Genomic DNA, 24,722 nt, shown 5'->3' with positions numbered 1-24,722 from the left:
ATAGACTTGAACTTTCAAGTCTCTGCAAAACCTCACGCGCAGCATTTTAATTAATGGCGATGTATAGAAAGCTTTAAAGCGTGTTTCATTAGAAATATCCTTTAAAGTTTTTTTATGTCTGAAAAACAGCGCAGATAGACTTGAACTTTCAAGTCTCTGCAAAACCTCACGCGCACCATTTTAATTAATGGCGATGTATCGAAAGCTTTAAAGCGTGTTTCATTAGAAATATCCTTTAAAGCTTTTTTTATGTCTGAAAAACAGCGTGGCTAAACTTCCCTAAATTCTAGCCCCTAGTCCCTAGAACCTTAGCCCTTAGTCCTTGGCTCTTAACCCTTAGCCCTTCGCACCTAATCCAATTCACACTCTTTCTCAGACTGCTTCCAAATCACCGGCTGCCAGTATTCATTACTGCTAACCTTGTACTTTTTATCCCTAAAGAACTCTGCCCCAAGATGATAAACCGTATTTGCTTTGACATCGATAATGATTTTTTTAGGTTTTTTGTTTGGTGTCGAACGCACATTAAAGCTATTGATATCAATTGCTTCGAGTACATAAATTTCATGGCGGCCAACCGCTAGCTTTACACTGGTTCGATCGCGTATACGATGATCGCCATCGACCTTAGTAAAAATTGCAGGATGATATTCTTTACTGCTAGGTGGCTTAAAAAATACCGATACGAAACCACATTGATTACTGTTTACAAGTTGAGCTGGCTCTGCGAGTTGTGCCGCTAAAACGTTTGGCCCTAACGCCAGAGTAAATTCTGGTACATACTGACCAGATAACTTGGTCGACACGGTTTTACGCTCATTACCGCTAACAATGTCTAGTGCCAAGGTTTGTCCTGGCTTTACCGATAAAAATTCGCTCATCGCCTGTTGATGATTAGCACTATTCACAGGCTGCCCGTTTATTGCAAGCAGGTGGTCATTACTTTTGATGGCCAAAGACTGCGCGGCACTGCCCGGGGTTACCGACAGCACTCGAAAACCTTTGTCGGCATTACTTAAATCAACGGTTAAACCAAGGTTAGTAAATTCTTGTCTCGGTTTAGTGATCACGTATTGAAATTCTTCAACGTTATTACCTGCCGCTTTTTCCTTCTCAGCCACTAATCTCAATGTTGCTTGTATGTCGGTTGCAAGTTGCTCAAGCAAAACTTTAGATTCTGTGCTCACAGGGTAGTTATCTGATGCCAAGACGTTCGAAGAACAGACCAAGGCAACCATACTCGCGACTATTATTTTTGCACTGCTAAGCATGCTCAGCTCCTACTTTATATTTTTCCAACTTTGTTTTCCTTTTTACTGGATAACGTTTTGTTAATTAACTGTTTGCGCTTTTCCCACAAGGCGGTTTTTTCATCTTTCGCACCTTGTTGAGAATATAAAAACTGTAAGCTTCTGTCGATTTCATCGAGTTTGAAATAGAGCATTTGTAATTGCACATCAGACAGACTTTTCTCTTCCACAGCCAATTGCAATTGGCTTTGCAACAACTGGTTTTGCTCAATCAACTGAGTAAGGGTAAGTTCAACTGGATCTTGCTGCGGTGTCGAGTCCATTACTTGTGGCACCATAACAACCAGTACTAAACTGGCCGCTAATGCTAAAGCTAAATTACGCCAACCGTTTGTGACTTTATTGTTAGGTTGTTGCTCTGTCGATGCTGACTGTTGTGGCTGCTCAATTGCCTGTTTAATGTTTTGCCATATCGGCTCAGGCAATGCGTCTTGGTCAAAGCTTGTCGCCAATGATTGGCGAATACCTCGCAAATGTTGCTGCCTTTGCAGACAAACATCACAATGTTCTAAATGACGCAACTCCAGCGCATTCGGTTCAATAATTTGATCATCACTTAAATGCATTATTTAGCCTCCTCATTGACGACCATGGCTTGTAACTTTTTATAGGCTCTAAGCAAGGTTACTTTTGAAAAGCTCACTGATTTATCTAACATTTCAGCAATTTCCTGATGGGTAAACCCTTCTACTTCGTGCAAAATAAGAACACTGCGATAATTACCCGGAAGGTTAGAAAGTAACGAGGTGAGATCACGTTGAGCTAAGACCCATTCACTGTTGAATAAGTCATCACTGCGAATTGATTCTTCTTCAAGTGGAGACTCGTCCTTTTTAACTCGCAAGCGGTTCAAACTTTCTCGAACCGCTATTTGTCTAAGCCAGCCGGCAAAAGAACCATTACCGTGATAGGTGGATAATTTTCGAAACACTTTAACAAAAACTTCCTGAGTAATATCTTGAGCTAGTGCCCTATTTGCACACATACGTAAGGCAAGCTGAAAACAGGCTTGTGAATATTGCCGATATATGACCTCAAAGGCCGATACATCACCTGCTTTGGCTTTTTCAATTACCTGTATTTCAATGCAATCTGAAAATCCACCCACTCTTGCCATGTCTTCTTTTTCTTTCCTGATACTTAACTAGACGGTGACTTAAAGAAAAGGGTTACACATTGACTGGTTATTTTTGTCAATATTTACCCACCTCTCTTTATATTACACTTAAATCTTGAAATATCAGCACGTTATAAAATATCAATTACCAACGCCTGCGGGTAATCGTGGCACTTGTGTCCCTCGATTACCTAACATACCCGCCCCTTGCATACCTCGTAGGCGAATCAACTCTTCTTTCGACATCTCATAACAAGATAGAGTTAATGAACACGGTCTTCGCAAAATGTGATGCCCAGTTTGCTGACGACGTTTTTCGGCGACATAAAATTTCATTGACGCTAAGTCTTGATCAAACAGCTCAGGCAACGAACCAGGATTCACCTCAATCACTTCCATATCGCTGTGATTGCTAGGCGCTTGATAGGGACTCGATTGAGTCTGTTGATTGTTTGAAGTTAAATTTATCGATATGGTTTGTGGCTCTGTTGACTGTTTACTGGCATAGCTACTGGTGGGCTGTACTCGAGATATTGCATTGCTAGGGCACAATGCAAATGAGTCAGGAAAGTTTTGTTCGGTTAATACGTTATCAATCATTAGTGTTTGGCAATATTCCATCGAGCGTTGATGATTCGCCGACAATGCATACGAAAGCCAGTGATCTGCTTGGGAAAAGTCTGTATCAATGTACTGTCCTTGACTGTAGATTAACGCCAAAATGTAGTTCGCGTTAGGGTATTGTCTGCGACCCGCTTTTTTTAAATATTTTATCGCCTGATCGGTATCTAAGTAGTCTTGTTCGGTTAGCATAAACAAGCCTGCTTTGTAGGCACCAACCACGCTATGATATTTTGCCGCTCGTTTGTACCACTTTAACGCCAACGTTAGATTACGCTCGGTACCATAACCAACATGATAAAAGCTCGCCAAGGTTTCCATGGCATCAGCATAACCTTCACGTGTGCGACGCTTATACTCACTAAAGTAGTACATACATCGCTCAGTATCACATGCCGGAATGGTTGGTAACTTGCTCGTTGATTGCGCACAAGAAGGTGCACTCATGCCCATTACCAACGCGCCCAGCAATAACAACATTAATGCACTTAGTAACTTACTTTTCATCGTTAACTCCTTGTCCGATTTCATTGTCAGCCACGACTGTGGTGTTAATTAGCTAGACAGCAAATACAGACAAAGAGTTACACCTAACAAAAATGTTATTTTAGAAAGTATGCTAATTTCCATTTAGCATACCGGCACCAGACGTATTGCGAATTCGAGCAAATTCATCCATTTGCATTTCACTACAAGACAGGGTGAGTGAGCATGGACGGCGGTAGATACGAGAGCCAGTGGTCATCCGGCGTTTTTCGGCGATAACGTTTTTCAGATAAGCGAGATCCGCTTCAAACATTTCGGGCAATGACATTGGCGTTACTTCAATCACCTCCATCTCACCTTTCGGTGCCGCGTCGTCAGAATCGGCTTGTGCGATTACGCTTGAGGTGTTCGAATCACTCTCATTTATAGGTACTGATTGCTGCGCGTTAGCAATTTTTTCGGTGGTGTTTGTTACTGGTTTAATTTGCGCTTTTTGACACAACTCATAAGCAGCCGAGAATCGTTGTTCGGTCATCACATTATTGGCAAGCATGTATTTGCAATAGGCAATGGATTTGTCATGCTTTCCCTGCAAAGCATATGTTAGCCACTTATCTGCCTTTTGATAATCAGCGTCAATAAATTCCTCACTGGTATAGATTACGGTCAAGAGATAGTTGGCGTCACCATACTTTGCTCGACCAGCTTTTTTCAGATAGGAAACCCCTTGCTCAAAATCGTAATAATCAGGCTCGGTTAATAAAAACACGCCGGCTTTATAAGAACCTACAACACTGAAATATTTTGCCGCACGTTTATACCATTTAAGCGCCAACTCCAAATTTACTTCAGTGCCATAACCAACGTGATAAAAACTGGCTAAGGTTTCCATGGCATCTGCATAACCCTCTCGGGTTTTACGTTTATATTCTTTAAAGTAATGCAGGCATTCTTCGCTGTCACAGTTTGGGATGTTTACAAAGTGTTTATTGGCAAGGGCATCGCTGCTCATCGCTATAGCACTCACGATTAAAAATAACATTGTATTGTATACAACAGCTTTCATGCTTCATCTCCTAATGCATTTCATTACATTGCCGTTATCAGCAATATTACAGTGCGGGCTTTTTTAGCTAGACAAGCGTATTCAACAAAAGGTTACAAATAATATAAATAAAACAAACACTTCCACTACTTTTCTAGTTGTTTTGCGCAGTAAAAGTGAACCTTGCCTATTTAAAATTTAGAAAATAACGCACGAAAGCGCAAAGCGGGGAGTTATTTATGCCAGACCACAAGCATATTTTAAGGCACGAGATTTCAACAAAGGTGCTCTATGGGCTGCAAACAAACCAAGGTTTCTAAGCAATTTTATGGGCAGGGATGGATTTGAAAAGGTGCTATAAATGGCATCCATTCCAGACATCATCATTAGGTTGTCAGCACGACGAGATTTTTCATATCGTTGCAATACTTGATGGCTTTGATAATTCTCACCAGAACCTATCGCCTTGGCTATAACCATTTGCAGTGCAGCAACGTCTTTAAAGCCCAAATTAACCCCTTGGCCAGCTAACGGGTTAATCGTGTGGGCAGCGTCACCGAGTAACACCACATTACCTTTGACATATTGATTGGCATGACGGCGAGTGAGCGGAAATGCGCCCTTATCTATCACTGTCACTTTGCCCAGTCGGTCAGGAAACTGTCGCGCAATTTCTTGTTCAAGCTGGACATTAGACAACGTCGATAATCGCTTGATTTCATCTTTTTGTTGATACCAAACTAATGACGCGCTGTTACCAGGCATCGGCAAAAATGCCAGAGGTCCGCTAGGCACGAATTTTTGCCAGGTAATATCTTGTTGGTCAAGTTCGGTTTCAACATTGATCAACATAGCACTTTGCTGATAATCCCAACCTGTGATACCGATACCAGCTAATTGCCTAACTTGTGAATTTGCACCATCGGCAGCTATCAGTAATGAACAGTTAAAACGCAATTTCTCAAGCTCAACACTAATGCCATCTTGGTGTTGTTCGTAGCTGATAAGTGTTTCTGGGCACAATACGGTGATGTTGTCGTTATGCAGCATTTGTTGCCACAACGATAATTGAATAACACGGTTTTCGATAATATGCCCAAGATGGCTTTGGCTTATTTCATCGGCATTAAATTCTGCATAAGATAGCTCGTCTTCCCAAACACCGAGACGTTTATATACACAGCTGCGCATGCGCTCAATGCCTTGCCAAGCGCCAAGCTGTTGTAATAATTGCTCAGAGGCTAATGAAATAGCGGAAACACGAAGATCAAAAGGTTGGCTTTGCTCATAAGCTTTGGCAGCAAATCGCTCGATAATGGTCACTTTCAAGCCCAGCTCGGCCAACGCCAGTGCCGTACTTGCACCAATCATGCCTGCGCCAACAATCAAACAGTCGGTATGTGATACGTATTGCTCGTTCAAGATCTTGTCTCTTATGCCATGTTTAGCTGTTATGCACACAGCCTAACCTGTTGTTATCTATCGATTGTAACCAAGCAAGCATTTTTCGCCAAGGGAATAATGATTTAATTGTATTAAATGATGCCAGTGAACTGACAACTATACGGATAAATAAACCGGACAAACTTAGTCTACAAGATGATAAATTTACAAGTTCGCCGTAAAACGCTAAAGTGTTGAAAATTTTTATAATTAATTGATAACAATGACCCTTCCAACCAGCATATATAAGCTTATTGCCTTCACCTTAAAAGTTGCCGGCAAGCTGCTAAACATCCCTAAACCATTATTGCTTTGCGGCGCAGATAGCGCACAAAAGTTGCTCAATTTGATCATTACTCAAGGCAGCAAACGAGTGCTCATAGTGACCGATAGTGGCTTAGCTGAACTGGGCATGATTGACTCGATTGAACAGCAACTCAAAGACAGCGGTATCGATGTGGTCATCTTTGCTGACATCATGCCTGACCCCGACGAAAAGGTGATTGTAAAAGGTATCAAAGCACTGCAACACAATGACTGTGAATTGGTACTCGCCATTGGCGGTGGCTCGGTTATTGATGCCTCTAAAATGATTGCCGCATTGGCCAAGCAAAAGCGTGTTGACTCTTTCACCATCCGAGCATGTCGTGGCATGTTAAAAATTTGGCGCAAAGGCTTGCCTCTGTATGTTATGCCAACGACTGCAGGTACAGGCTCAGAAGCGACCATGATTGCGGTAGTAAGTAACCATAAAGGTGGGCAAAAGTACCCGATTATATCGCCAGCAATTTGCTGTGATGTTGCCGCACTAGATGCCAAGCTAATGACAGGTTTACCTAAGGCGATCACTGCTGCAACTGGTATGGATGCGCTTACTCACGCGATTGAAGCTTACACCTCAAAAAACGCTAGTGCCGAAACCGACCGCTATGCACTAGCCGCTGTGCGTCTTATTTTTGCCAATTTAACCACCTGCGCCGAAACACCTGATGATATTAACGCTCGCGAAAATATGGCTTTGGCATCCTATTATGCCGGTCTGGCATTCAATAAAGCAGGTGTTGGCTATGTTCACGCGGTCGCCCACCAATTAGGTGCGTACTACCATATCCCGCATGGCCTAGCCAATGCCATGGTATTAACTCGGGTGTTGCGTCTTAATCAACAGACCTGCCAACAACGATTCGCGCATTTAGCCAACGTGATAGGTATTGAAGAGTACGACCAACGCAAAGGGGCGGAACAATTTATCGGTCAAGTTGACGCCTTGTGCCAACAACTCGATATTCCCGCTCAAGTTGCCGAACTGCAACGCCATGACTGTGCAGATATCGCCAAAGCGGCGTTAAAAGAAGCCCATTTTCTGTATGCCCTACCTCGTTATTTAGACGAGCAAGAAGCATGTGATTTGGTCAAGAGTTTGTTAGCTAACAGCGAACAATGCAAGCCAAAGCCCGATGTTAACGAAATAGTTACAAATTAATACGTGGCCAATGCTGGCAGATCATGTGAAGAAAGAGTAAAATACGCCCCCTTTAGATTAAAGTTGGCGAAGTGTTTATTCCTCAATATCACTTGCAACTTTAATTAATGATTAACTTAGCAATAGATATTTGGGCAAAATTTCGAATGAGTAAGAAGCTTTACATTAAAACCTGGGGCTGTCAGATGAACGAGTATGACTCGCAAAAGATGGCCGATTTACTAGATTCTACCCACGGTTTCGTAGAAGTAAGCGAGCCGGAAGACGCAGATGTATTACTACTAAATACCTGCTCTATCCGTGAAAAAGCTCAAGAAAAAGTATTTCATCAGCTTGGTCGTTGGAAAACCATGAAAAACGACAAGCCAGATTTGATCATTGGTGTTGGTGGCTGTGTTGCTTCACAAGAAGGTGACGCGATTCGCCAACGTGCACCATTTGTAGACATCGTGTTTGGCCCTCAAACCTTGCACCGTTTGCCAGAGATGATCAACACCGTAAACAGCGACGAAAAGTCCGTTGTTGACGTAAGTTTCCCTGAAATTGAAAAATTCGATCGCCTGCCAGAGCCAAAAGCAGAAGGCCCAACTGCCTTTGTCTCTATTATGGAAGGCTGTTCTAAATACTGTACTTTCTGTGTTGTGCCGTATACCCGCGGTGAAGAAGTGTCTCGTCCTCTTGACGATGTGTTGTACGAAATAGCTCAATTAGCAGAGCAAGGTGTACGTGAAGTAAACCTATTAGGTCAAAACGTTAACGCATTTCGTGGCGAAACTCACGATGGCGGTGTTTGTCGTTTCTCTGATCTATTGCGTTTGGTTGCAACCATTGATGGTATTGACCGTGTTCGTTACACCACGTCACATCCTGTTGAATTTACTGACGATATCATAGACGCCTATGCAGACATACCTGAATTGGTAAGTCATTTGCACTTGCCAGTACAAAGTGGTTCCGATCGCATTTTAACCATGATGAAGCGTGGCCATACGGCATTAGAATACAAATCTAAGATTCGTGCATTACGTCGTGTTCGCCCTGACATAGCTATGTCATCTGACTTTATCATCGGCTACCCAGGCGAAAGCAGCGATGACTTTGAAGCAACCATGAACTTAATCAAAGCCATTGATTTTGATTTAAGCTTTAGCTTTATATACAGCGCACGGCCGGGTACGCCTGCAGCGGATGCAGTGGATGATGTTTCTGAAAACGAGAAGAAGCAGCGCCTGCAAATTTTACAAGATCGTGTTAATTCACAAGCCTTACAGCACGCGCGTCGCATGTTAGGTACCGAACAACGCATCTTGGTTGAAGGTCCTTCGAAAAAGAACCCAATGGAGTTGCGTGGTCGTACTGAGAACAACCGTATCGTCAACTTCGAAGCACCACATACTGTCATTGGCCAATTTGTTGACGTTGAAATTACCGACGTATATGCCAACTCATTACGTGGTAAGCTGGTTCGCACCGAAGATGAAATGGGTTTACGTATTGCCCATTCTCCGGCCGATATTTTGGCAAACCAACATCACAACACGACACGTCACGGCGTTGACGAGCTAGGTGTTGCGACGTTCACCCCTTAATCAGCATCACTTGACTGAAAAGAGACTATTTTGAGCACAACGGGCAACGACACCAAGCACAGCCACGAAGTTAATATGGAACCGCTGGACAATAATCGTCTGGCGAATCTATGCGGTCCTTTAGATGACAACCTTCGTAAAATCGAACGCCGTTTTGGTGTTGAAGTCAACTATCGTGGCAATAAATTTAAAGTGCACGGTAAAGAACAAGTTTGTACCGCTGTAGTCAAACTGCTCAAAGATTTGTATGTGATGACGTCGCCGGTAAAAGGTAAGGTTGGCAGCATTTCTGCTGAAGATTTGCACTTGGCTATGACCGAAATTAACGTGCTTGAACAAGATAACAGTGACAATGCTGAGCAATACGAGCAAATGGTCACCATCAAAACCAAACGTGGCATCATCAAACCTCGTAATGATAACCAGTCGGAATATGTGCAAAACGTACTAACCAATGACATCAGCTTTGGTGTTGGTGTTGCGGGTACCGGTAAAACATACTTAGCGGTTGCGTGTGCGGTTGATGCCTTAGAACGTCAAGAAATTCGTCGTATTTTACTGACACGACCAGCGGTTGAAGCCGGTGAAAAACTCGGCTTCTTGCCAGGCGATTTAAGTCAAAAAGTTGACCCATACTTACGTCCTCTGTATGACGCATTATTTGAAATGCTTGGTTTTGAAAAAGTTGAAAAACTGATCGAACGTAACGTTATCGAAGTCGCGCCATTGGCGTATATGCGAGGCCGAACCTTAAACGATGCCTTTATTATTCTTGATGAAAGCCAAAATACTACGGTTGAGCAAATGAAAATGTTCCTTACCCGTATCGGCTTTAACTCGAAAGCCGTGATCACCGGTGATATTACGCAAGTAGATTTACCGCGCGGTCAACGCAGCGGTTTGCGTCACGCGATTGAAGTGCTTGATAACATCAAAGGTATTAGCTTTAACTATTTCCAAGCCAAAGACGTGGTTCGCCACGCCGTTGTTGCGCGCATCGTTGAAGCATACGAACGCCACGACAGCCAACACAGTTAATACCTGCCATGCCTTCTGAAAATATATGTATTGATATTCAGGTCGCTTGCGATAATAGCGAGCTGCCTAATGCCGAACAATTGCAACACTGGGCTGACGCAGCACTGGCAAGTTATAACAAACCATTTGAGCTAACCATCCGTATGGTTAGCAGTGAAGAATCACAACAACTCAATCACCAATACCGAGGCAAAGACAAGCCAACCAATGTATTGTCGTTCCCATTTGAAGTGCCAGAAGGCATTGAACTGGACTTACTCGGTGACCTAGTGGTGTGTGCTGATGTGGTGGAACACGAAGCCAAACAACAAAACAAACCCCTATTTGCTCACTGGGCACATATGATCATTCACGGATGCTTGCATTTATTAGGCTTTGATCATATAAACGAAGATGACGCAAATGAGATGGAAGCGATTGAAATAAAATTATTGGCCGAACTCGGTATCTCTAATCCATATATCGCTTCTGATGATTAACTTAAACAGGATATACAACTGCTCTATGAGCGACGACAACTCCCAGTCTACCAACGGCTCTTCGAAAACCTTAATGGAAAAACTTGTTCAGGTTTTTACCGGGGAGCCGCAAAGCAAAGAAGAATTGGTCGACGTACTCGTTGATGCTACCGACCGAGATCTAATCAAACCTTCTACCAAGCAAATGCTTGAAGGCGTTCTAGAAGTCAGTGATATGCGCGTGCGCGACATCATGATCCCACGTTCGCACATGGTTACTGTCGATATTTCGCAGACCATTGAAGAGTTTTTGCCAACCATGATTGATTCGGCGCATTCGCGTTTTCCGGTAACCAATGAAGACATCGATCATATTGAAGGCATGTTGCTTGCCAAAGATTTACTGCCTTATGCGTTCAGTAAAGAAGCCAGTGAACTTTGTATCGCCGATTTATTGCGACCAGCAATGATCATTCCTGAAAGCAAAAAGGTTGAACCGCTGCTAAAAGAGTTTCGTCAAGAACGTTACCATATGGCCATCGTTGTCGATGAATACGGCGGCGTGTCAGGTTTGGTAACCATTGAAGATATCCTTGAGCTTATCGTTGGTGAAATTGAAGACGAGCATGACGATATGCTCGAGCGTGAAATTCGCCACTTAAGCGGCAACGTCTATCAAGTTAAAGCCCTGACTGAACTCGAAGACTTTAACGAGTACTTCAATTCTGGCTTTAATGAAGAAGAAGCGGATACCATTGGTGGTATTGTGATTCACGGCTTTGGTCATATGCCAAAACGAGGTGAGAGTACCTCACTTGATAAATTCAAATTTAAAGTGGTCAGTTGTGACCGTCGTCGCATACAGCAAATGCAAGTAACCGTGCCGGACGGACACACCATAAACGGTAAACTAGCGGATTAACGCTTATTCATTAACCCCATAAAAATAACCATAAATGATAATAGCAGAGCAAATAACTCGTTTTCAGATAAACCATAAACTATTGGCTCTGCTGTTTTGTTATCTAAGTGGCGCGCTCGCCACCTTGGCATTTGCGCCATATGGTTATTGGCCACTGGCTCTGCTGTCAGTGGTGTTATGGTTTTCACAAGTACATCAACAAAGTGCCCGTCGAGCCAGCCAATTGAGCTACGCTTGGGGCTTTGGATATTTCTCTTTTGGCATCAGTTGGGTGCATGTATCGATTGAGCAGTTTGGCGGTATGCCCTTGCTCGCCTCATTATTCTTAATGCTACTATTGTGTGGCTATTTAGCTATTTACCCAGCTCTGAGTGGTTGGTTGGCAGCCAAATTGACCGGACAAAACAAAGTTAATCTGATGGTCTTAGCCATCAGCTGGTTAGTGACTGAATACCTACGCAGTTTTGTATTGACTGGGTTTCCGTGGTTATCCATAGGTTACAGTCAAATAGACAGCCCCTTTGCAGCCCTCGCGCCGATAATGGGTGAGGTTGGCATCAGTGTCATGGTAATGCTTAGCTGCGCCAGTCTATGTTTATTGATAGTCAAACCAAAACACAAACTCGCCATAATCAGCCTAGTACTCATTGCAGTAAGCCTGATAGTCAGCCCGCAATTTAGCTTCACTCAAAGCACCGGCGACAGCTTTACCACAGCCTTAGTGCAAGGCAACATCAAACAAGAATTGCGTTGGGATGACGAAGCAGAGCAAAATATCATTGACCTGTATATCAACAACAGCAGCGATTTATATAAAGATCATGATGTCGTCATTTGGCCTGAAGCGGCGATACCACGGGTTGAGCCACTGGCACAAGAAACATTGCGATATGTGAATGAACAAGCCCACCTTAATGACAGCAGTTTGATCACGGGTATCATCAATTACAATTTAGAAAATCGCCAATTTTATAACAGCATTATTGTCATGGGCAATAAATCGCAAGGCGATGACAAAGGCGGTTATTATTTCGGTAACAGCAACCAATACAGCAAGCACCATTTATTACCGATTGGTGAGTTTGTGCCCTTTGGCGATTTATTAAGGCCGATTGCACCATTTTTTAATTTGCCGATGTCTTCCTTTAGCCGAGGCGATTTTGTGCAAACCAACTTGCAAGCCAATGATATTCGCTTACTGCCATTGATTTGTTTTGAAATTGTGTTTCCAAATCAGCTGTCGGCCAACCTTAGAGATCACACCGATGCCATACTTACCATCAGCAATGATGCTTGGTTTGGTGACTCACATGGCCCACATCAGCACCTAGAAATTGCCCGCATGCGCGCCCTTGAATTTGCTAAGCCGGTCATTCGAGCGACCAATAATGGCCTCACCGCGGTTATTGATCATCACGGTCAAATCATTGCCGACGTTCCGCAATTCACCGAAAGTATTTTGTCGACCAGCGTCAACAAAGTCAGCGGTCAAACCTTATATGGCGAGTATGGCAAAACCCTTCATAAGATTTTGGTATGGTTGCTTATACTTTGTTTTGTTGCCCGTTTGTGGCAATTAAAGCGCCGCAGCAACAAACAGAACACAGAAAATTCCTAATTAAAAACAATGTTTTATTGTTATTTTCAACCTAACTGTTAAATTTTTGTAAAAAAAACTCAACCTTTTTCGATTTCCCTGCGACTAAATAAATAATGTTCACTATCCAGTGATATTTGTCGTTGTCGGACAGACATGTGCTCTGCTGACAAGGATTCAGGGGGAAATATGAAACTAGCTGATACCAGCTCGCAAGACGAGGTCCTGGCGACCTCAAACTCAATGCACCGACGATGGCTTATTGCCGCCGGTGTAATCATGACATTTGTCGCCATGTTTTATCTGCTTAGCCCTGCTGTGGCCAAGTGGAGCCAAACCGATCGCTCGATTCCATTAAAACGGGTACGACTTGCCAGTGTTGAAATAACCGACTTTGTGCGCGATGTGTCGGTACAAGGTCGCGTTGTCGCCGCTGTTAGTCCGACGCTTTATGCTCCGGCTGAAGGCACGATAACTTTTACAATTGATGCCGGTAGCGAAGTCAAACAAGGCGATATTTTGGCCGAGATTGACAGCCCAGAACTGACCAGCCGCTTTGATCAAGAACAAGCCAGTTTGCAAAATTTACAAACCGGTTTAAAACGTCAAACCATCCAAAGTAAAAAACAACAATTGTTTGACAAAAAGGCCGTTGATTTAGCTCAGGTCGCATTAACCACCGCCACCCGGGAAAAGCGTCGCGCCGATCAAGCCTATTCTAAACACGCCATTAGCCAAATCGACTTTGAGAAAGCCCAAGATGATCTCGCCAATGCCAAGTTGCAATTTGATCATGCGGTCAGCGATGCGCAATTAGCAAAAGAATCGATGGATTTTGATTTACAAAGTTTGCGCCTCGATATTCAGCGCCAAACCTTGTTGGTTAATGATTTGCAGCGCCAAGTCAATGCGTTGAAAGTCGCCTCTCCAGTCAATGGTATTGTCGGTAACCTTAATGTCGAAAACAAAACCTATTTAGCCAAAAATCAAGCGATATTAATGGTCGTTGATTTAAGCCAGTTTGAAGTTGAAGTCGCTGTTCCAGAATCTTACGCTGATGATTTGCTGCTGGGAATGGACGTTGAAGTGCAGTTTTCACAGCAACCTTATCGTGCTCGCTTGGTAACAATTTCCCCCGAAATACTGGATAACCAGGTTACCGGGCGAGTGCGTTTTGAGGAGCAAGTACCTCGCGGCTTGCGCCAAAACCAACGCCTTAACACCCGCATACTGCTTGAACGTCGCGATGATGTATTGCAGGTACGTCGCGGCCAGTTCTTAGACAGCTCCAACGGACGTTTTGCCTATGTCGTTAAAGATGGTATCGCCATTAAACGCTCAATTAAAACCGGCGCTCGCAGTTTGAGCAAAGTAGAGATTGTTGAGGGCCTGACCATTGGTGACCAAATAGTCATCTCGGGTACCGATATATTTGAAAATGCTGAGCAAGTAATGCTCACCCAATAAGCTTTACGCACGAGCACGATAACAACAATACGGCTCAGTAATAATAAACGAGGAAAGACTATGTTAACCATGAAAGACATCAACAAGGTGTTTCGCACCAACGAGGTTCAAACCCACGCCCTGCGCGATTTTCACCTGCAGGTTAATGAAGGCGACTTTATCAGTGTGACCGGCCCGTCGGGTTCAGGTAAAACCACGTTTTTAAACATCGCTGGTATGCTCGAACAATTTAGCTCCGGTCAATACTCTCTTGATGACATTGATATTGGCAGCTTGAACGACAACCAACGTTCACGCATTCGTAATGAAAAAATAGGCTTCATTTTTCAGAGCTTTAACTTGATTCCTGATCTTAACCTGTTTGATAACGTTGATGTGCCATTGCGCTATCAGTCATTGAGCAGCAAAGAACGCAAACAGCGTATTGAGCATTATTTAGAAATGGTTGGCTTAAGTAACCGTATGAAGCATTTGCCAAGCCAACTATCTGGTGGTCAACAGCAACGTGTTGCCATTGCCCGCGCCCTTGCCACGCACCCACGCTTTTTATTGGCGGATGAGCCAACCGGTAACTTAGATACGCAAATGGCACAAGGTGTTATGGAATTACTCGAAGACATTAACGCTCAAGGCACCACCATTATTATGGTGACTCATGACAATGAATTGGCCAATCGTGCCAAGCGTAAAATCCAAATTAAAGATGGCCGCGTCAGCGAATTAGACGTGGTTGTTAACCAATCTGCTGCCAGCGCTTAGGAGAAGATAATGTTTCTCTATTATTTAAAGCTGGCTCGTATCAGCATTATCAAACATTGGGGCATGAGTGCCTTAATGATTGTTGCCATTGCTCTTGGGATTGGCGCCTCAATGACCACAGTCACCGTCACCTATTTAATGTCGGCGAATCCGATTCCGCATAAGTCTGACAATTTGTATTACGTGCAATTGGACAGCTGGGATGTCAATAATCCCGCCAATGACGACGGTAGTCCACCGGATCAGGTAACGTATCGAGATGGTTTATACCTGTTTATGCAGCAAAAAGCCTATCGTCAAAGCATTCAGGCGCAAGCTAATGCGGTGATTGAACCTGAAGGTAAAGACGCCCTACCGTTTCAAGTCAGTGCTCGTGCTAATTCGGCAGACTTTTTTAGCATGTTTGACGTGCCATTTATTTACGGCAGTGGCTGGGATCATCAAGCCGACTTAAGCAAAGAGCAAGTGGTGGTATTGAGCCGCGAAACCAACGACCGCGTATTTGGTGGTGAAAATTCCGTTGGCCGCAGCATCAAAATCGCGGGCAACTTTTTTAAAGTCGTTGGGGTAATTGATACTTGGCAACCGGTACCACGCTTTTATGACATCACTACTGGTGCCTTTAACGAAAGTGAAGAAATTTTCGTGCCGTTTTCGATGATTGCAGAAGAAAAAATTGGTCGTAGTGGTAACACCAATTGCTGGAAAAATGTCGGCGATGGCTTCCAAGCATTCCTTGATTCAGAGTGTGTTTGGCTGCAATTTTGGGTGGAGTTAAACAACGAGCAGGAAAAACAGGAATACCTGAGCTTCTTAAACGCCTATGTTGAGCAACAAAAATCCTTCGGTCGTTTTGAACGTCCACTAAATAACCGTTTAAGTAATGTTATGGAATGGTTAGAGCAACAACAAGTTGTTGCCGATGATGCTTTGATGATGACAGCAATGTCATTGATGTTCTTAATTGTGTGTTTGCTCAATACCGTCGGCTTGTTGTTAGCAAAATTCTTGTCCAAATCGTCAGAAATTGGCCTGCGCCAAGCGCTCGGTGCCAGTAGACGTACTTTGTTTGCGCAGTACTTAGTGGAGTCAGGTTGTATCGGCTTAGCCGGTGGTTTACTCGGTTTATTCTTTGCATGGCTTGGCTTAAAAGGTATTGATGTCTTGTACGGCGATATGCTGCGTAACCTAACCAGCTTAGATGCCACCATGGTAGTCGCCGCCATTAGCTTGGCCATTGTCACCAGTTTACTGGCTGGTCTATACCCAACGTGGCGCGCATGTAATGTGCAACCGTCGACACAACTGAAAGCGCAATAGGAGGTCACATGAAGGAATTTTCATTAATACTAAAATCACTTATGCGCAATAAAATTGGTGCTCTGTTAATCGGCCTGCAAATTGCCCTAACCTTAACAATTATGGTTAATGCGGTGTTTATGATGCAGGTTCGTAGTGAACAAATGAGCCGTCCAAGCGGTCTCGACGAAGACAATATCTTTTACTTATCGAATACCATATTCAGTAACGACTATAACCAACCGGTCAATCTGAAACGCGATTTAGACATCATTCGCAACATCGATGGCGTGGTTGATGCCACGCAAATCAATGCCATTCCACTCAGTGGTGGTGGTTGGTCGATGGGCTTGCAAACCGAAACAGGTGAAGAGCAAGACTCGGTTGGCGTTGCGGTTTATATGGTTGATGATCATGGTGTTAACACCCTAGGTGTAGAGATCATTCATGGTGAAAACTTTTCATTAAGTGATGTTGAATGGCGTCCGAGTTCAAAAACCTCGTGGCCTGCGAAAATCATCCTCACCCAAGCGATGGCGGAGTCGCTATTTGCCGAAACATGGCAAGACAGTGTTGGCAAAACCGTGTTTATCAACCGTGATGAGCCGATGCAAATCATCGGCATCATGAAAACATTGCAAGCACCGTGGAATGGTTGGAATGGGGTTGAGCGTTCAATTTTGGTGCCGTATCAAATGGAAACCAAAGGTGGTCGCTATATCGTTCGTACCGAGCCTGGTCGCCGCGATGAGATCATGCCATTGGTTGAAAAAGCGCTTAGTGATGCCGACAAAGGCCGAATTATTCGCCGCGTAACGTCCATGGAAGAAACTCGCGAGCGCAGTTACCGCAATCATGATGCCATTAATAAAATATTAACCGTGGTGATTGCTGTACTAACCATTATTACCGGCTTTGGTATCGTTGGTTTAGCGATGTTTTCGATTAACCGTCGTACCAAACAAATCGGTACTCGACGTGCACTTGGTGCCAGTCGTTGGCAGGTAATGAGTTATTTTATGCTGGAGAACTTGATCATCTCAACCTTTGGTATCGCCTTGGGCTTAGCCGGTGCGATTGCGTTAAACATGTGGTTGGTAAGTAGCTTTGCAATGAAACCAATCAACAGTGAGCTGTTGTTCGCTGGTGTATTGGTATTGTATGCCGTCGGCCAGCTAGCGGTATTGTACCCGGCGCGTAAAGCCGCCAGTATTTCGCCGGCAATTGCCACCCGTACTGCCTAGCCAAAGTTACTAAGGCTTTATAAAAACGCTATTAACGTTTCAGTAGAGCCCCCGTTATACCTTGTAGATCAAGTCATAAGCTGTTGAACAGCTTATGACTTTTTTGTTTCCCTAACTAGGGTTTGTTGCTAACATAATTAAAAACCATAAGGGAAATGACCATGAAATTATCACCTCTATTATTGGCTAGCGCGTGTTTGTTTAGCGCCAATCTGTTCGCGCAAACCACGCTCATTAAAAACGTCAATGGCTACACCATGGAAGCGGGTGCGTTGGTACAATTTCACGCCGTAAAGTACAAAGATGACATCATCAAAACGGTATACAAGCAAGGCGATGTGTTACCCGCTAAAGGTGATATGACGATCATTGATGGTCAACAAAAAACCATGTTACCAGGGTTAATTGATGCGCATGGACATGTCCTAAATTACGGTTTAAGTTTGCTGCGAGCTGATTTGATGAGCACCAAATCAGAACAAGATGCTGTGGCGATTATCAGCGAATATGCAAATAAAAACAAAGCTTTATCATGGCTACAAGGGCGTGGTTGGAACCAAGTACAATGGCCCAACAAACAATTCCCGACTGCAGCTAGCTTAGACAAAGTTATAGACGAGAAACCTGTGGTGTTAGGCCGCGTTGATGGCCATGCTATTTGGGTTAACTCTAAAGCAATGGAGTTGGCAGGTATCGATAAAGACACCAAAGAAATAGAAGGTGGTGAAATCGTTCGCGATAGCGACGGTAATCCAAGCGGCGTATTTATTGATAATGCGATGTCGCTTATCTACAGCAAAATCCCAACACTGAACGATGAAGAAGTGCAACATGCCTTAAAAATTGCCATGCGTTCTCTTGCCTCGGTTGGATTAACCAGTGTTCATGATGCTGGTATTTACAGTGATAATTTAGACGCCTTTAAAGCTCTTACCGATGACAACGAAATGGTTATTCGCATCAATGCCATGTTGGATGTTACCGACCCACAGTGGCGCCAACAAATGGCCAAAGGTCATTACCGCAGCGGCGATGATATGCTGGCAGTGCACAGCGTTAAAATCAGTGCCGATGGCGCCTTGGGTAGCCGCGGTGCCGCCTTAATTGAAGATTATAGCGATAAGCCGCACCACAAAGGTTTATTACTTCACGATCCGTTCGATCTAACAAAACTTATCAAAGCGTCTATGGAAGCTGGCTTTCAAGTTAATACCCATGCCATTGGTGATAACGCCAATAAGCTGGTGCTAGACAACTACGAAACCTTGATCAAACAAACCAAGACTTCGGCATTACGTCACCGTGTTGAACATGCACAAGTGTTGCAGCTCGACGATATAAAACGCTTTGCTGACAACAATATCATCGCTTCAATGCAAGCCACCCACGCCACATCCGATAAGAACATGGCAGAAGATAGAGTTGGCAGTATACGCATCAAGGGCGCCTATGCATGGCGCACGTTAATCGATAATGGTGTTGTTATTGCTGCTGGTTCGGATTTCCCGGTTGAATACCCAAACCCATTCTTTGGCTTACACGCGTCAGTGACTCGCCAAGACCAACAAAACCAACCCGAAAATGGCTGGTACATCAACGAAGGTATGACCTTAACCGAAGCCTTTAACAGTTTTACCATGGGCGCTGCCTATGCTGGTCATCAAGAAACTCTACTTGGCAGTATTGAAGCGGGTAAAAAAGCAGACTTCATTTTAATTGACCAAGATATCTTTAAGGTCGCGCCAGAAAAAATATGGCAAACCAAGGTGCTTGATACCTACGTAAATGGTCAAAAAGTATCGTTTTAAACGCCATTACCGTGTTTGTACTGGCATTAACTGATTGATGCCATTACCATTGATAAAAAAGCTAACAGGCAGAATTATGAAAAAACTATTATCTCTTATTCTTGGTGGCGCTATCGTCGCTTCATCGGCTATTGCCTTTGAACAAAAAGAAACCGTCGGCTTAGTTGTCGCCGGTGGTAAGCCAATCACATTGCTCGGCAAACAACTATATACCGGTTACGATGCACCAAATTTTGACGTGGTAGATGAACGATTCAATAAAATTTCACTTACCGATTTTAAAGGTCTTACGGTATTAATTTCCGCAGTACCAAGCCTAGATACCGGCGTTTGCTCATTGCAAACCAAACGCTTTAATGAAGAAGTTGGCAATTTACCAGAAAACGTTGTGGTTCTAACCATCAGCGCTGATTTACCTTTCGCACAAAAACGTTTTTGTAATACCGAAGGCGTTGAAGCATTGAAGGTATTTTCAGACTCTGTATGGCATGATTTTGGTGAGAAATACGGCTTGATCATCAAAGATATGGGTTTATTAAGCCGCTCTATATTCGTTATTAACGGTCGCGGTAAAATCGTTTATAAAGAGCTTGTGCCGGATATCTCTAATCACCCGGATTACGACAAAGCACTGCGCGCGGCAAAAGAATCGGCGCAAAGTGACTTACCTATCTAATCACTTGATGCCTTGCGGCAAAGCAAACAAAAAAACGCCATTATCTCTGCAGATAATGGCGTTTATTATTGCTATGAATAAACCTTAAAAAACCGCAGCAAGCCCATTACTGACCAAAACTTGGCCCATGTTTTAGATATTCTAGCTCCGCCGCAGACGAATCTCGCTCTAACACCTTGTTACGGTGTGGGAAACGGCCAAACTCAGCGATGATATCTCGATGTTTGATGGCAAAATCGAGGCCATTGCGAATAAACATTTGTTGCGCATCCCCCTGATAGACCTGATGTAATCGCTCAAACTCAACCACACATAACTCTTGGTATTTAAGCTCTTCACTGTGCTCTAGCGGATGATAAAAAAAGCAGCGCTCGACCAAATGCAGTTGACGGTCAAAACCCTGTTCTAGGCCATGTAGGCAAACTTTTAATGCCACATGATCACTCATAAACGCTTGTTTAGTGCCGCGATACATATTGCGTGGCATTTGATCCAATAAAATGATCAACGCCATACATCCTTTGGCGGTTCGTTGCCAAGCATCCAGTGCTCCCTGACAGGCTTGCTCATACAAATGCTCAAATTGCTGACGTATTTGTTTATCTTGTTCTGGCGTCGATTGATACCACAATTGTTGCTTTTCATCGGCGGATAATTGGTCTTTTATTTCGCCAAACCAGAACTCTATGACTTTTTCCATGTTTGATGACATAATTTTTCACACTTATTTTTACTTTATTAACAATGACTTAATTAAAAACATTAAATTATTTCATTATTTTCACTTGAAAACAAAATAGCTGACCTTATTAATTAATTGTAGTCGCCATAAAGGGACTGCAAACCAGACCGCTAAATAGATTAGGGTCTACATTAAGCGCCTGTTCAATTGTGAAAGGCAAACTCAACATTCGTAAAACGCTCGAATGTTTTAACTACATATTGCTATAAGAGGATATGATTATGCGAACTATTTCTAATGATTTCAGCCCACTTTATCGTTCATTCATCGGTGCCGAGCGCCTAGCCAGTTTAATGGATAAAGCCAGCCGAGCTGAAAAACAACCTTCTTATCCACCGTACAACATCGAATCAATTGCCGACGATAAATATCGTATTACCATGGCCGTTGCTGGATTCGTTGAAGCCGAGTTGGACTTAGAATCACACGAAAATTCATTAACGGTAACCGGTAACAAAGAAAGTAAAGATGACGAAAAACGAACTTTCTTATACCAGGGTATCGCAGAGCGCAACTTTGAACGCAAATTCCAATTAGCGGATCACGTAAAAGTGGTTAACGCCTTTATGGAAAACGGCTTGTTGCACATCGACCTTGTGCGTGAAGTACCAGAAGCACTTAAGCCTCGAAAAATTGCCATCAACGGCAAAAGCTTACTGGAAGCCAACGCTGAATAAGGTCTGATCTGCTCGCAAAAGTCCTCACGTTTTCATAGTGCGTGAGGCCATTAAATCTCCCATTTATTGTTTTTCCCCCGCTTCACGCGGGGCTTTTTTTAGCCCTTCGTTAACGAAGAATCAATAATGTATGAAACATGATTAATCGTATTAGTGAATCAATATTGAAGACTATGACAACGAATTTTTAATTGCGTGTATTGCAGAGCCCAATAAACCCTAACTAAACTATAGTGAGGCACTTAAGATGTTGGAGAAATATATGAGCCTATCAGAAATAACCTTTTTTGAGCGATTTGAAGCTGATATTTTGTCCGGCAGAAAGACCATTACCATACGTGATGAAGCGGAAAAAGACTACCAACCAAACTCAATCGTTCAAGTATCTACCCATGAAGACGGTCGTTGGTTTTGTGCCTTAAAAATCAATTCCGTTCACCCTATTCACTTTGATCAGTTAAGCGATTTTCACGCTAACCAAGAAAACATGACATTAGCCGAATTGAAGTCCGTTATTCGCAGCATATACGGTAATAACAATAACTTATTTGTCATCTCATATAGCTTAATCAAATAACGTCAACAGATAAACAACACTCAACGTGAATATTGTTTATCTGTTTTTATCTTTGATTTATCGGTGCTTCTAACTTAATTTTGAGCGACTTTCACTCTAATTTTATTCTTTGCCACTCTGCTTTCATGCAAGGCTGAAAGTGCGGCTTTGGCCTCACTGTCATCTGGCATTTCAACAAAGGCAAAGCCCTTTGATTTTCCGGTTTCTTGATCGAGCACTAAGTCACATTGGGTGACCTTGCCATGAGTAGCAAACAAAATACGGATTTCTTGTTCTGTTGTTGTGCGTGCGAGGTTACGAACTAAAAGTTTCATAATGAGCCATGTAGGATTAGATTACAGACCGTATTGTCTCATACTTTTTGATTGGCAAAGCATGTATTTGTGAAAAGAAGTCGTCGTTTGAGATAAACAACCATACTAACGAGCTGTAAAATAACGCTATTTCTCGTATTTAGCTTTCGTTTCACGGCACCTTTTGGCACACTTAATAGGTAAGCAGGGGCACAGAGTTTTAATCTGCCTGCATTGCTGTGGCACTGCTTATAAGATGACGATGATGTGTTTATTAATGCGACGTTATTAGTATATTCAATTGGCTTTATAAATATAAACGGCTAAATCTGTTCAGCGAGAAGAGTCAACAAAATGAGTATTACCCTAAGCCCCCTGTCAAAATTAGATGCCAATTATTCAGAGGTTATAGACCTTTATAAAAGCGCGTTTCCCGAAGCGCGGCATATACCTGCCTGGTTTTTGCGTTATAAGCTGAGAAACGGCAAACAAGGCTTTAGCACTCTCTATTCAAATGAGGCTTGGGTTGGCTTGATCTATTTTACCGAATATAAAGACATTATATTTGTGCAGTTTATTGCCATATCAGCAGCCTGTCGCTCTAACGGTTATGGCAGCCAAGTTATGAACAAGTTAAAACAAACAAACCCACAAAAGCGCATCGTATTAAATATTCAGCCGCTTGATGAGCACGCAAACAACTATCAACAACGCCTCAAGCGTCGAGCTTTTTATCAAAAAAACGGCTTTAACTCCTCAGGTTTTATCGTTAAGGAACCAGGAGAGAAGCTGGAAATGTTAATATACGGCGGTAGCATTAGTAAATGTGAAGTAGACGACATGTATAGCCATCTATTTGGCAGTGTATTAAGTCGTTTCGTTAAGCCTCAAGTTTTACAAATTTAAACTCATTATTAAATAAAGATATAAGCGATGCCGCCCAAAGAGAGCTTTATGAAGAAACTTGCCTCAGTAATACCATTGGCAAGCTATTAAAATAAAACCAAGATATTTTTGCCGTTGCGCAATCGGTGCCTGCTAAATGGTTGGAGCAATACTTTTTAGTCTGTTGCTCATCTTCCAGTGCGGTTTTCGCCGCACAATGGACAGCAGAAGAAAAAAGTACCATACAAAAATGGCAATGGTGGTCATTAACAGACCTGCAATGCCAGCAAAGGCAATGCTTTAAACCTGAATGGTGACCTGATTTACTCAGCAGTATTCTCGAAACCGAGACACTGGCTAACGCACAATAAGGAATGTACCGCAATGCACATACGACAATACACGGATGCTGATTTACAGGCTGTGTTAGATTCTTGGGAGGTGGCAACACGTCTTGCCCATGAGTTCATGAGTGACGAATTTATCGCCCAAGAGCGCAGTAATGTAGCAAACATCTATTTGCCAAATACTGACACTTGGGTGCTCGAAATTGACGCTAACGTTGTTGGCTTTATCGCACTTATGGGCAACGAAGTTGGCGCGATATTTTTGCAGCCCAGCTTTCATGGTAAAGGGTTAGGTAAAGCGCTAATGGATAAAGCGCGCGAGCTTCATGGTAAGCTCGAAGTCGAAGTGTTTACAAAAAATGTCATCGGCCGAAAATTTTACGCTGACTATGGCTTTAGGCAAATCGAAGAGAAACATCACCAGCCAACAGACCAGCAAGTACTGCGGCTCAAGTTTCCCGGCTAGCCACACTGATAGCTACATAAAAATTACTGTATAAATAAAAGACATCGTTTTAAAGGCAACGTCTATGAATGATAATCAACGACAACAACTTATCGCCAACAGTTGGCAAATGCATGATCTAGTCGAAACCAACTACCTGGCCAATCCGGCAACCAAAGGCGATGCACAATGGCTCGAAAAGCAACGTATTTTGCTTGCAGATATGGCCATTCATTTACTGCAAACCGCGCTCAAACCGGGAGCCATTGAGTTAGATAAATTAACCAATAACCTGCACTCAATTTTAACCATCAGCGATCAATTTTTACCGAACGCTGAGCTTAGCAAAGCCACCGAAAATCTTTATAAATAAAGAGTTAGCAAAACCAAAGAA

25 protein-coding genes are annotated in these 24,722 nt (G+C 43.1%); 17 read left to right on the top strand and 8 right to left on the bottom strand.

All coding sequences use genetic code 11. From position 1 onward, the window contains the following. Window positions 1–350: 350 nt before the first annotated feature. The 6 genes from HII16_RS14950 to HII16_RS14925 form a co-directional block, all read right to left on the bottom strand. The gene (locus HII16_RS14950; protein WP_169131360.1) at window positions 351–1,271 is read right to left on the bottom strand and encodes a PDZ domain-containing protein; all 921 of its coding nucleotides are present in this window, start codon (window positions 1,269–1,271) and stop codon (window positions 351–353) included. A gap of 14 nt (window positions 1,272–1,285) precedes the next feature. Further along, complete coding sequence (locus HII16_RS14945; RefSeq protein WP_169131358.1) at window positions 1,286–1,876, bottom strand: hypothetical protein; 591 nt, start codon at window positions 1,874–1,876, stop codon at window positions 1,286–1,288. Continuing rightward, a complete protein-coding gene (locus HII16_RS14940) occupies window positions 1,876–2,427 on the bottom strand; it encodes an RNA polymerase sigma factor (protein WP_169131356.1) in 552 nt (183 codons plus the stop codon). The genes HII16_RS14945 and HII16_RS14940 overlap by 1 nt, the downstream gene beginning before the upstream one ends. Window positions 2,428–2,568: 141 nt before the next feature. Continuing rightward, window positions 2,569–3,555 (bottom strand): tetratricopeptide repeat protein, encoded by a 987-nt coding sequence (locus tag HII16_RS14935; RefSeq protein ID WP_169131354.1) that lies wholly within the window; start codon window positions 3,553–3,555, stop codon window positions 2,569–2,571. Window positions 3,556–3,667: 112 nt separating this feature from the next. Then, window positions 3,668–4,600 (bottom strand): tetratricopeptide repeat protein, encoded by a 933-nt coding sequence (locus HII16_RS14930; protein WP_169131352.1) that lies wholly within the window; start codon window positions 4,598–4,600, stop codon window positions 3,668–3,670. A gap of 216 nt (window positions 4,601–4,816) precedes the next feature. After that, window positions 4,817–6,001 carry an FAD-dependent oxidoreductase gene (locus HII16_RS14925; RefSeq protein WP_248289642.1) on the bottom strand — a complete coding sequence of 395 codons (1,185 nt, stop codon included), beginning with the start codon at window positions 5,999–6,001 and terminating at the stop codon, window positions 4,817–4,819. A 244-nt stretch (window positions 6,002–6,245) separates the two neighbouring features. Here HII16_RS14925 and HII16_RS14920 point away from each other — a divergent pair, with 244 nt between their 5' ends. The 12 genes from HII16_RS14920 (at window position 6,246) to tpx (ending at window position 20,362) form a co-directional block, all read left to right on the top strand. After that, window positions 6,246–7,505, top strand: a complete 1,260-nt coding sequence (locus HII16_RS14920) for an iron-containing alcohol dehydrogenase (RefSeq protein WP_169131350.1) — start codon at window positions 6,246–6,248, stop codon at window positions 7,503–7,505. A gap of 146 nt (window positions 7,506–7,651) precedes the next feature. After that, on the top strand, window positions 7,652–9,094 hold the full coding sequence (miaB, locus tag HII16_RS14915; protein WP_169131348.1) for a tRNA (N6-isopentenyl adenosine(37)-C2)-methylthiotransferase MiaB: 1,443 nt from the start codon (window positions 7,652–7,654) through the stop codon (window positions 9,092–9,094). A gap of 75 nt (window positions 9,095–9,169) precedes the next feature. Then, entirely contained in the window at window positions 9,170–10,132 is a 963-nt protein-coding gene (locus HII16_RS14910) for a PhoH family protein (protein WP_169131374.1), read from the top strand. A gap of 8 nt (window positions 10,133–10,140) precedes the next feature. Next, a complete protein-coding gene (ybeY, locus tag HII16_RS14905; protein WP_169131346.1) occupies window positions 10,141–10,611 on the top strand; it encodes an rRNA maturation RNase YbeY in 471 nt (156 codons plus the stop codon). 25 nt (window positions 10,612–10,636) lie between these two features. Continuing rightward, window positions 10,637–11,512 (top strand): transporter associated domain-containing protein, encoded by an 876-nt coding sequence (locus HII16_RS14900; protein ID WP_169131344.1) that lies wholly within the window; start codon window positions 10,637–10,639, stop codon window positions 11,510–11,512. A 34-nt stretch (window positions 11,513–11,546) separates the two neighbouring features. Further along, window positions 11,547–13,130, top strand: a complete 1,584-nt coding sequence (gene lnt / locus HII16_RS14895; protein ID WP_169131342.1) for an apolipoprotein N-acyltransferase — start codon at window positions 11,547–11,549, stop codon at window positions 13,128–13,130. 168 nt (window positions 13,131–13,298) lie between these two features. Continuing rightward, the gene (locus HII16_RS14890; protein WP_169131340.1) at window positions 13,299–14,576 is read left to right on the top strand and encodes an efflux RND transporter periplasmic adaptor subunit; all 1,278 of its coding nucleotides are present in this window, start codon (window positions 13,299–13,301) and stop codon (window positions 14,574–14,576) included. A 60-nt stretch (window positions 14,577–14,636) separates the two neighbouring features. Then, window positions 14,637–15,335, top strand: a complete 699-nt coding sequence (locus tag HII16_RS14885; protein ID WP_169131338.1) for an ABC transporter ATP-binding protein — start codon at window positions 14,637–14,639, stop codon at window positions 15,333–15,335. A gap of 9 nt (window positions 15,336–15,344) precedes the next feature. Continuing rightward, on the top strand, window positions 15,345–16,655 hold the full coding sequence (locus HII16_RS14880; protein ID WP_169131336.1) for an ABC transporter permease: 1,311 nt from the start codon (window positions 15,345–15,347) through the stop codon (window positions 16,653–16,655). An 8-nt stretch (window positions 16,656–16,663) separates the two neighbouring features. Further along, window positions 16,664–17,878, top strand: a complete 1,215-nt coding sequence (locus tag HII16_RS14875; RefSeq protein ID WP_248289641.1) for an FtsX-like permease family protein — start codon at window positions 16,664–16,666, stop codon at window positions 17,876–17,878. A 161-nt stretch (window positions 17,879–18,039) separates the two neighbouring features. Next, window positions 18,040–19,686, top strand: coding sequence for an amidohydrolase (locus HII16_RS14870; RefSeq protein WP_169131334.1), 1,647 nt, complete (start codon window positions 18,040–18,042; stop codon window positions 19,684–19,686). A 76-nt stretch (window positions 19,687–19,762) separates the two neighbouring features. Beyond that, a complete protein-coding gene (gene tpx, locus HII16_RS14865) occupies window positions 19,763–20,362 on the top strand; it encodes a thiol peroxidase (RefSeq protein ID WP_169131332.1) in 600 nt (199 codons plus the stop codon). Window positions 20,363–20,468: 106 nt separating this feature from the next. On the opposite strand, the gene HII16_RS14860 is transcribed toward tpx, so the two are convergent. Further along, window positions 20,469–21,074, bottom strand: coding sequence for a DUF924 family protein (locus HII16_RS14860; RefSeq protein ID WP_169131330.1), 606 nt, complete (start codon window positions 21,072–21,074; stop codon window positions 20,469–20,471). A gap of 251 nt (window positions 21,075–21,325) precedes the next feature. Here HII16_RS14860 and HII16_RS14855 point away from each other — a divergent pair, with 251 nt between their 5' ends. Next, entirely contained in the window at window positions 21,326–21,781 is a 456-nt protein-coding gene (locus tag HII16_RS14855) for an Hsp20 family protein (RefSeq protein ID WP_169131328.1), read from the top strand. Window positions 21,782–22,043: 262 nt separating this feature from the next. Continuing rightward, entirely contained in the window at window positions 22,044–22,358 is a 315-nt protein-coding gene (gene yqfB / locus HII16_RS14850) for a N(4)-acetylcytidine aminohydrolase (RefSeq protein ID WP_169131326.1), read from the top strand. Between the two features lie 74 nt (window positions 22,359–22,432). Here the strand turns inward: yqfB and HII16_RS14845 are convergent, their stop codons facing one another. Further along, entirely contained in the window at window positions 22,433–22,672 is a 240-nt protein-coding gene (locus HII16_RS14845) for an RNA-binding protein (RefSeq protein WP_169131324.1), read from the bottom strand. Window positions 22,673–23,005: 333 nt separating this feature from the next. Here HII16_RS14845 and HII16_RS14840 point away from each other — a divergent pair, with 333 nt between their 5' ends. The 3 genes from HII16_RS14840 to HII16_RS14830 all read left to right on the top strand — a co-directional run bounded on the left by HII16_RS14840 (window position 23,006) and on the right by HII16_RS14830 (window position 24,701). Further along, complete coding sequence (locus HII16_RS14840) at window positions 23,006–23,557, top strand: GNAT family N-acetyltransferase (RefSeq protein WP_169131322.1); 552 nt, start codon at window positions 23,006–23,008, stop codon at window positions 23,555–23,557. Window positions 23,558–23,920: 363 nt separating this feature from the next. Continuing rightward, window positions 23,921–24,349, top strand: a complete 429-nt coding sequence (locus HII16_RS14835) for a GNAT family N-acetyltransferase (RefSeq protein WP_169131321.1) — start codon at window positions 23,921–23,923, stop codon at window positions 24,347–24,349. Between the two features lie 64 nt (window positions 24,350–24,413). Further along, window positions 24,414–24,701: a hypothetical protein gene (locus tag HII16_RS14830; protein ID WP_169131319.1), complete on the top strand. Its 288-nt coding sequence runs from the start codon at window positions 24,414–24,416 to the stop codon at window positions 24,699–24,701. Window positions 24,702–24,722 lie beyond the last annotated feature (21 nt).

This window comes from Thalassotalea sp. Y01 (genome assembly GCF_012932945.1).
Lineage (GTDB): Bacteria > Pseudomonadota > Gammaproteobacteria > Enterobacterales > Alteromonadaceae > Thalassotalea_A.
Note: the sequence above shows the minus strand (reverse complement) of the source record. Positions and strands in the feature narration are given on the sequence as shown.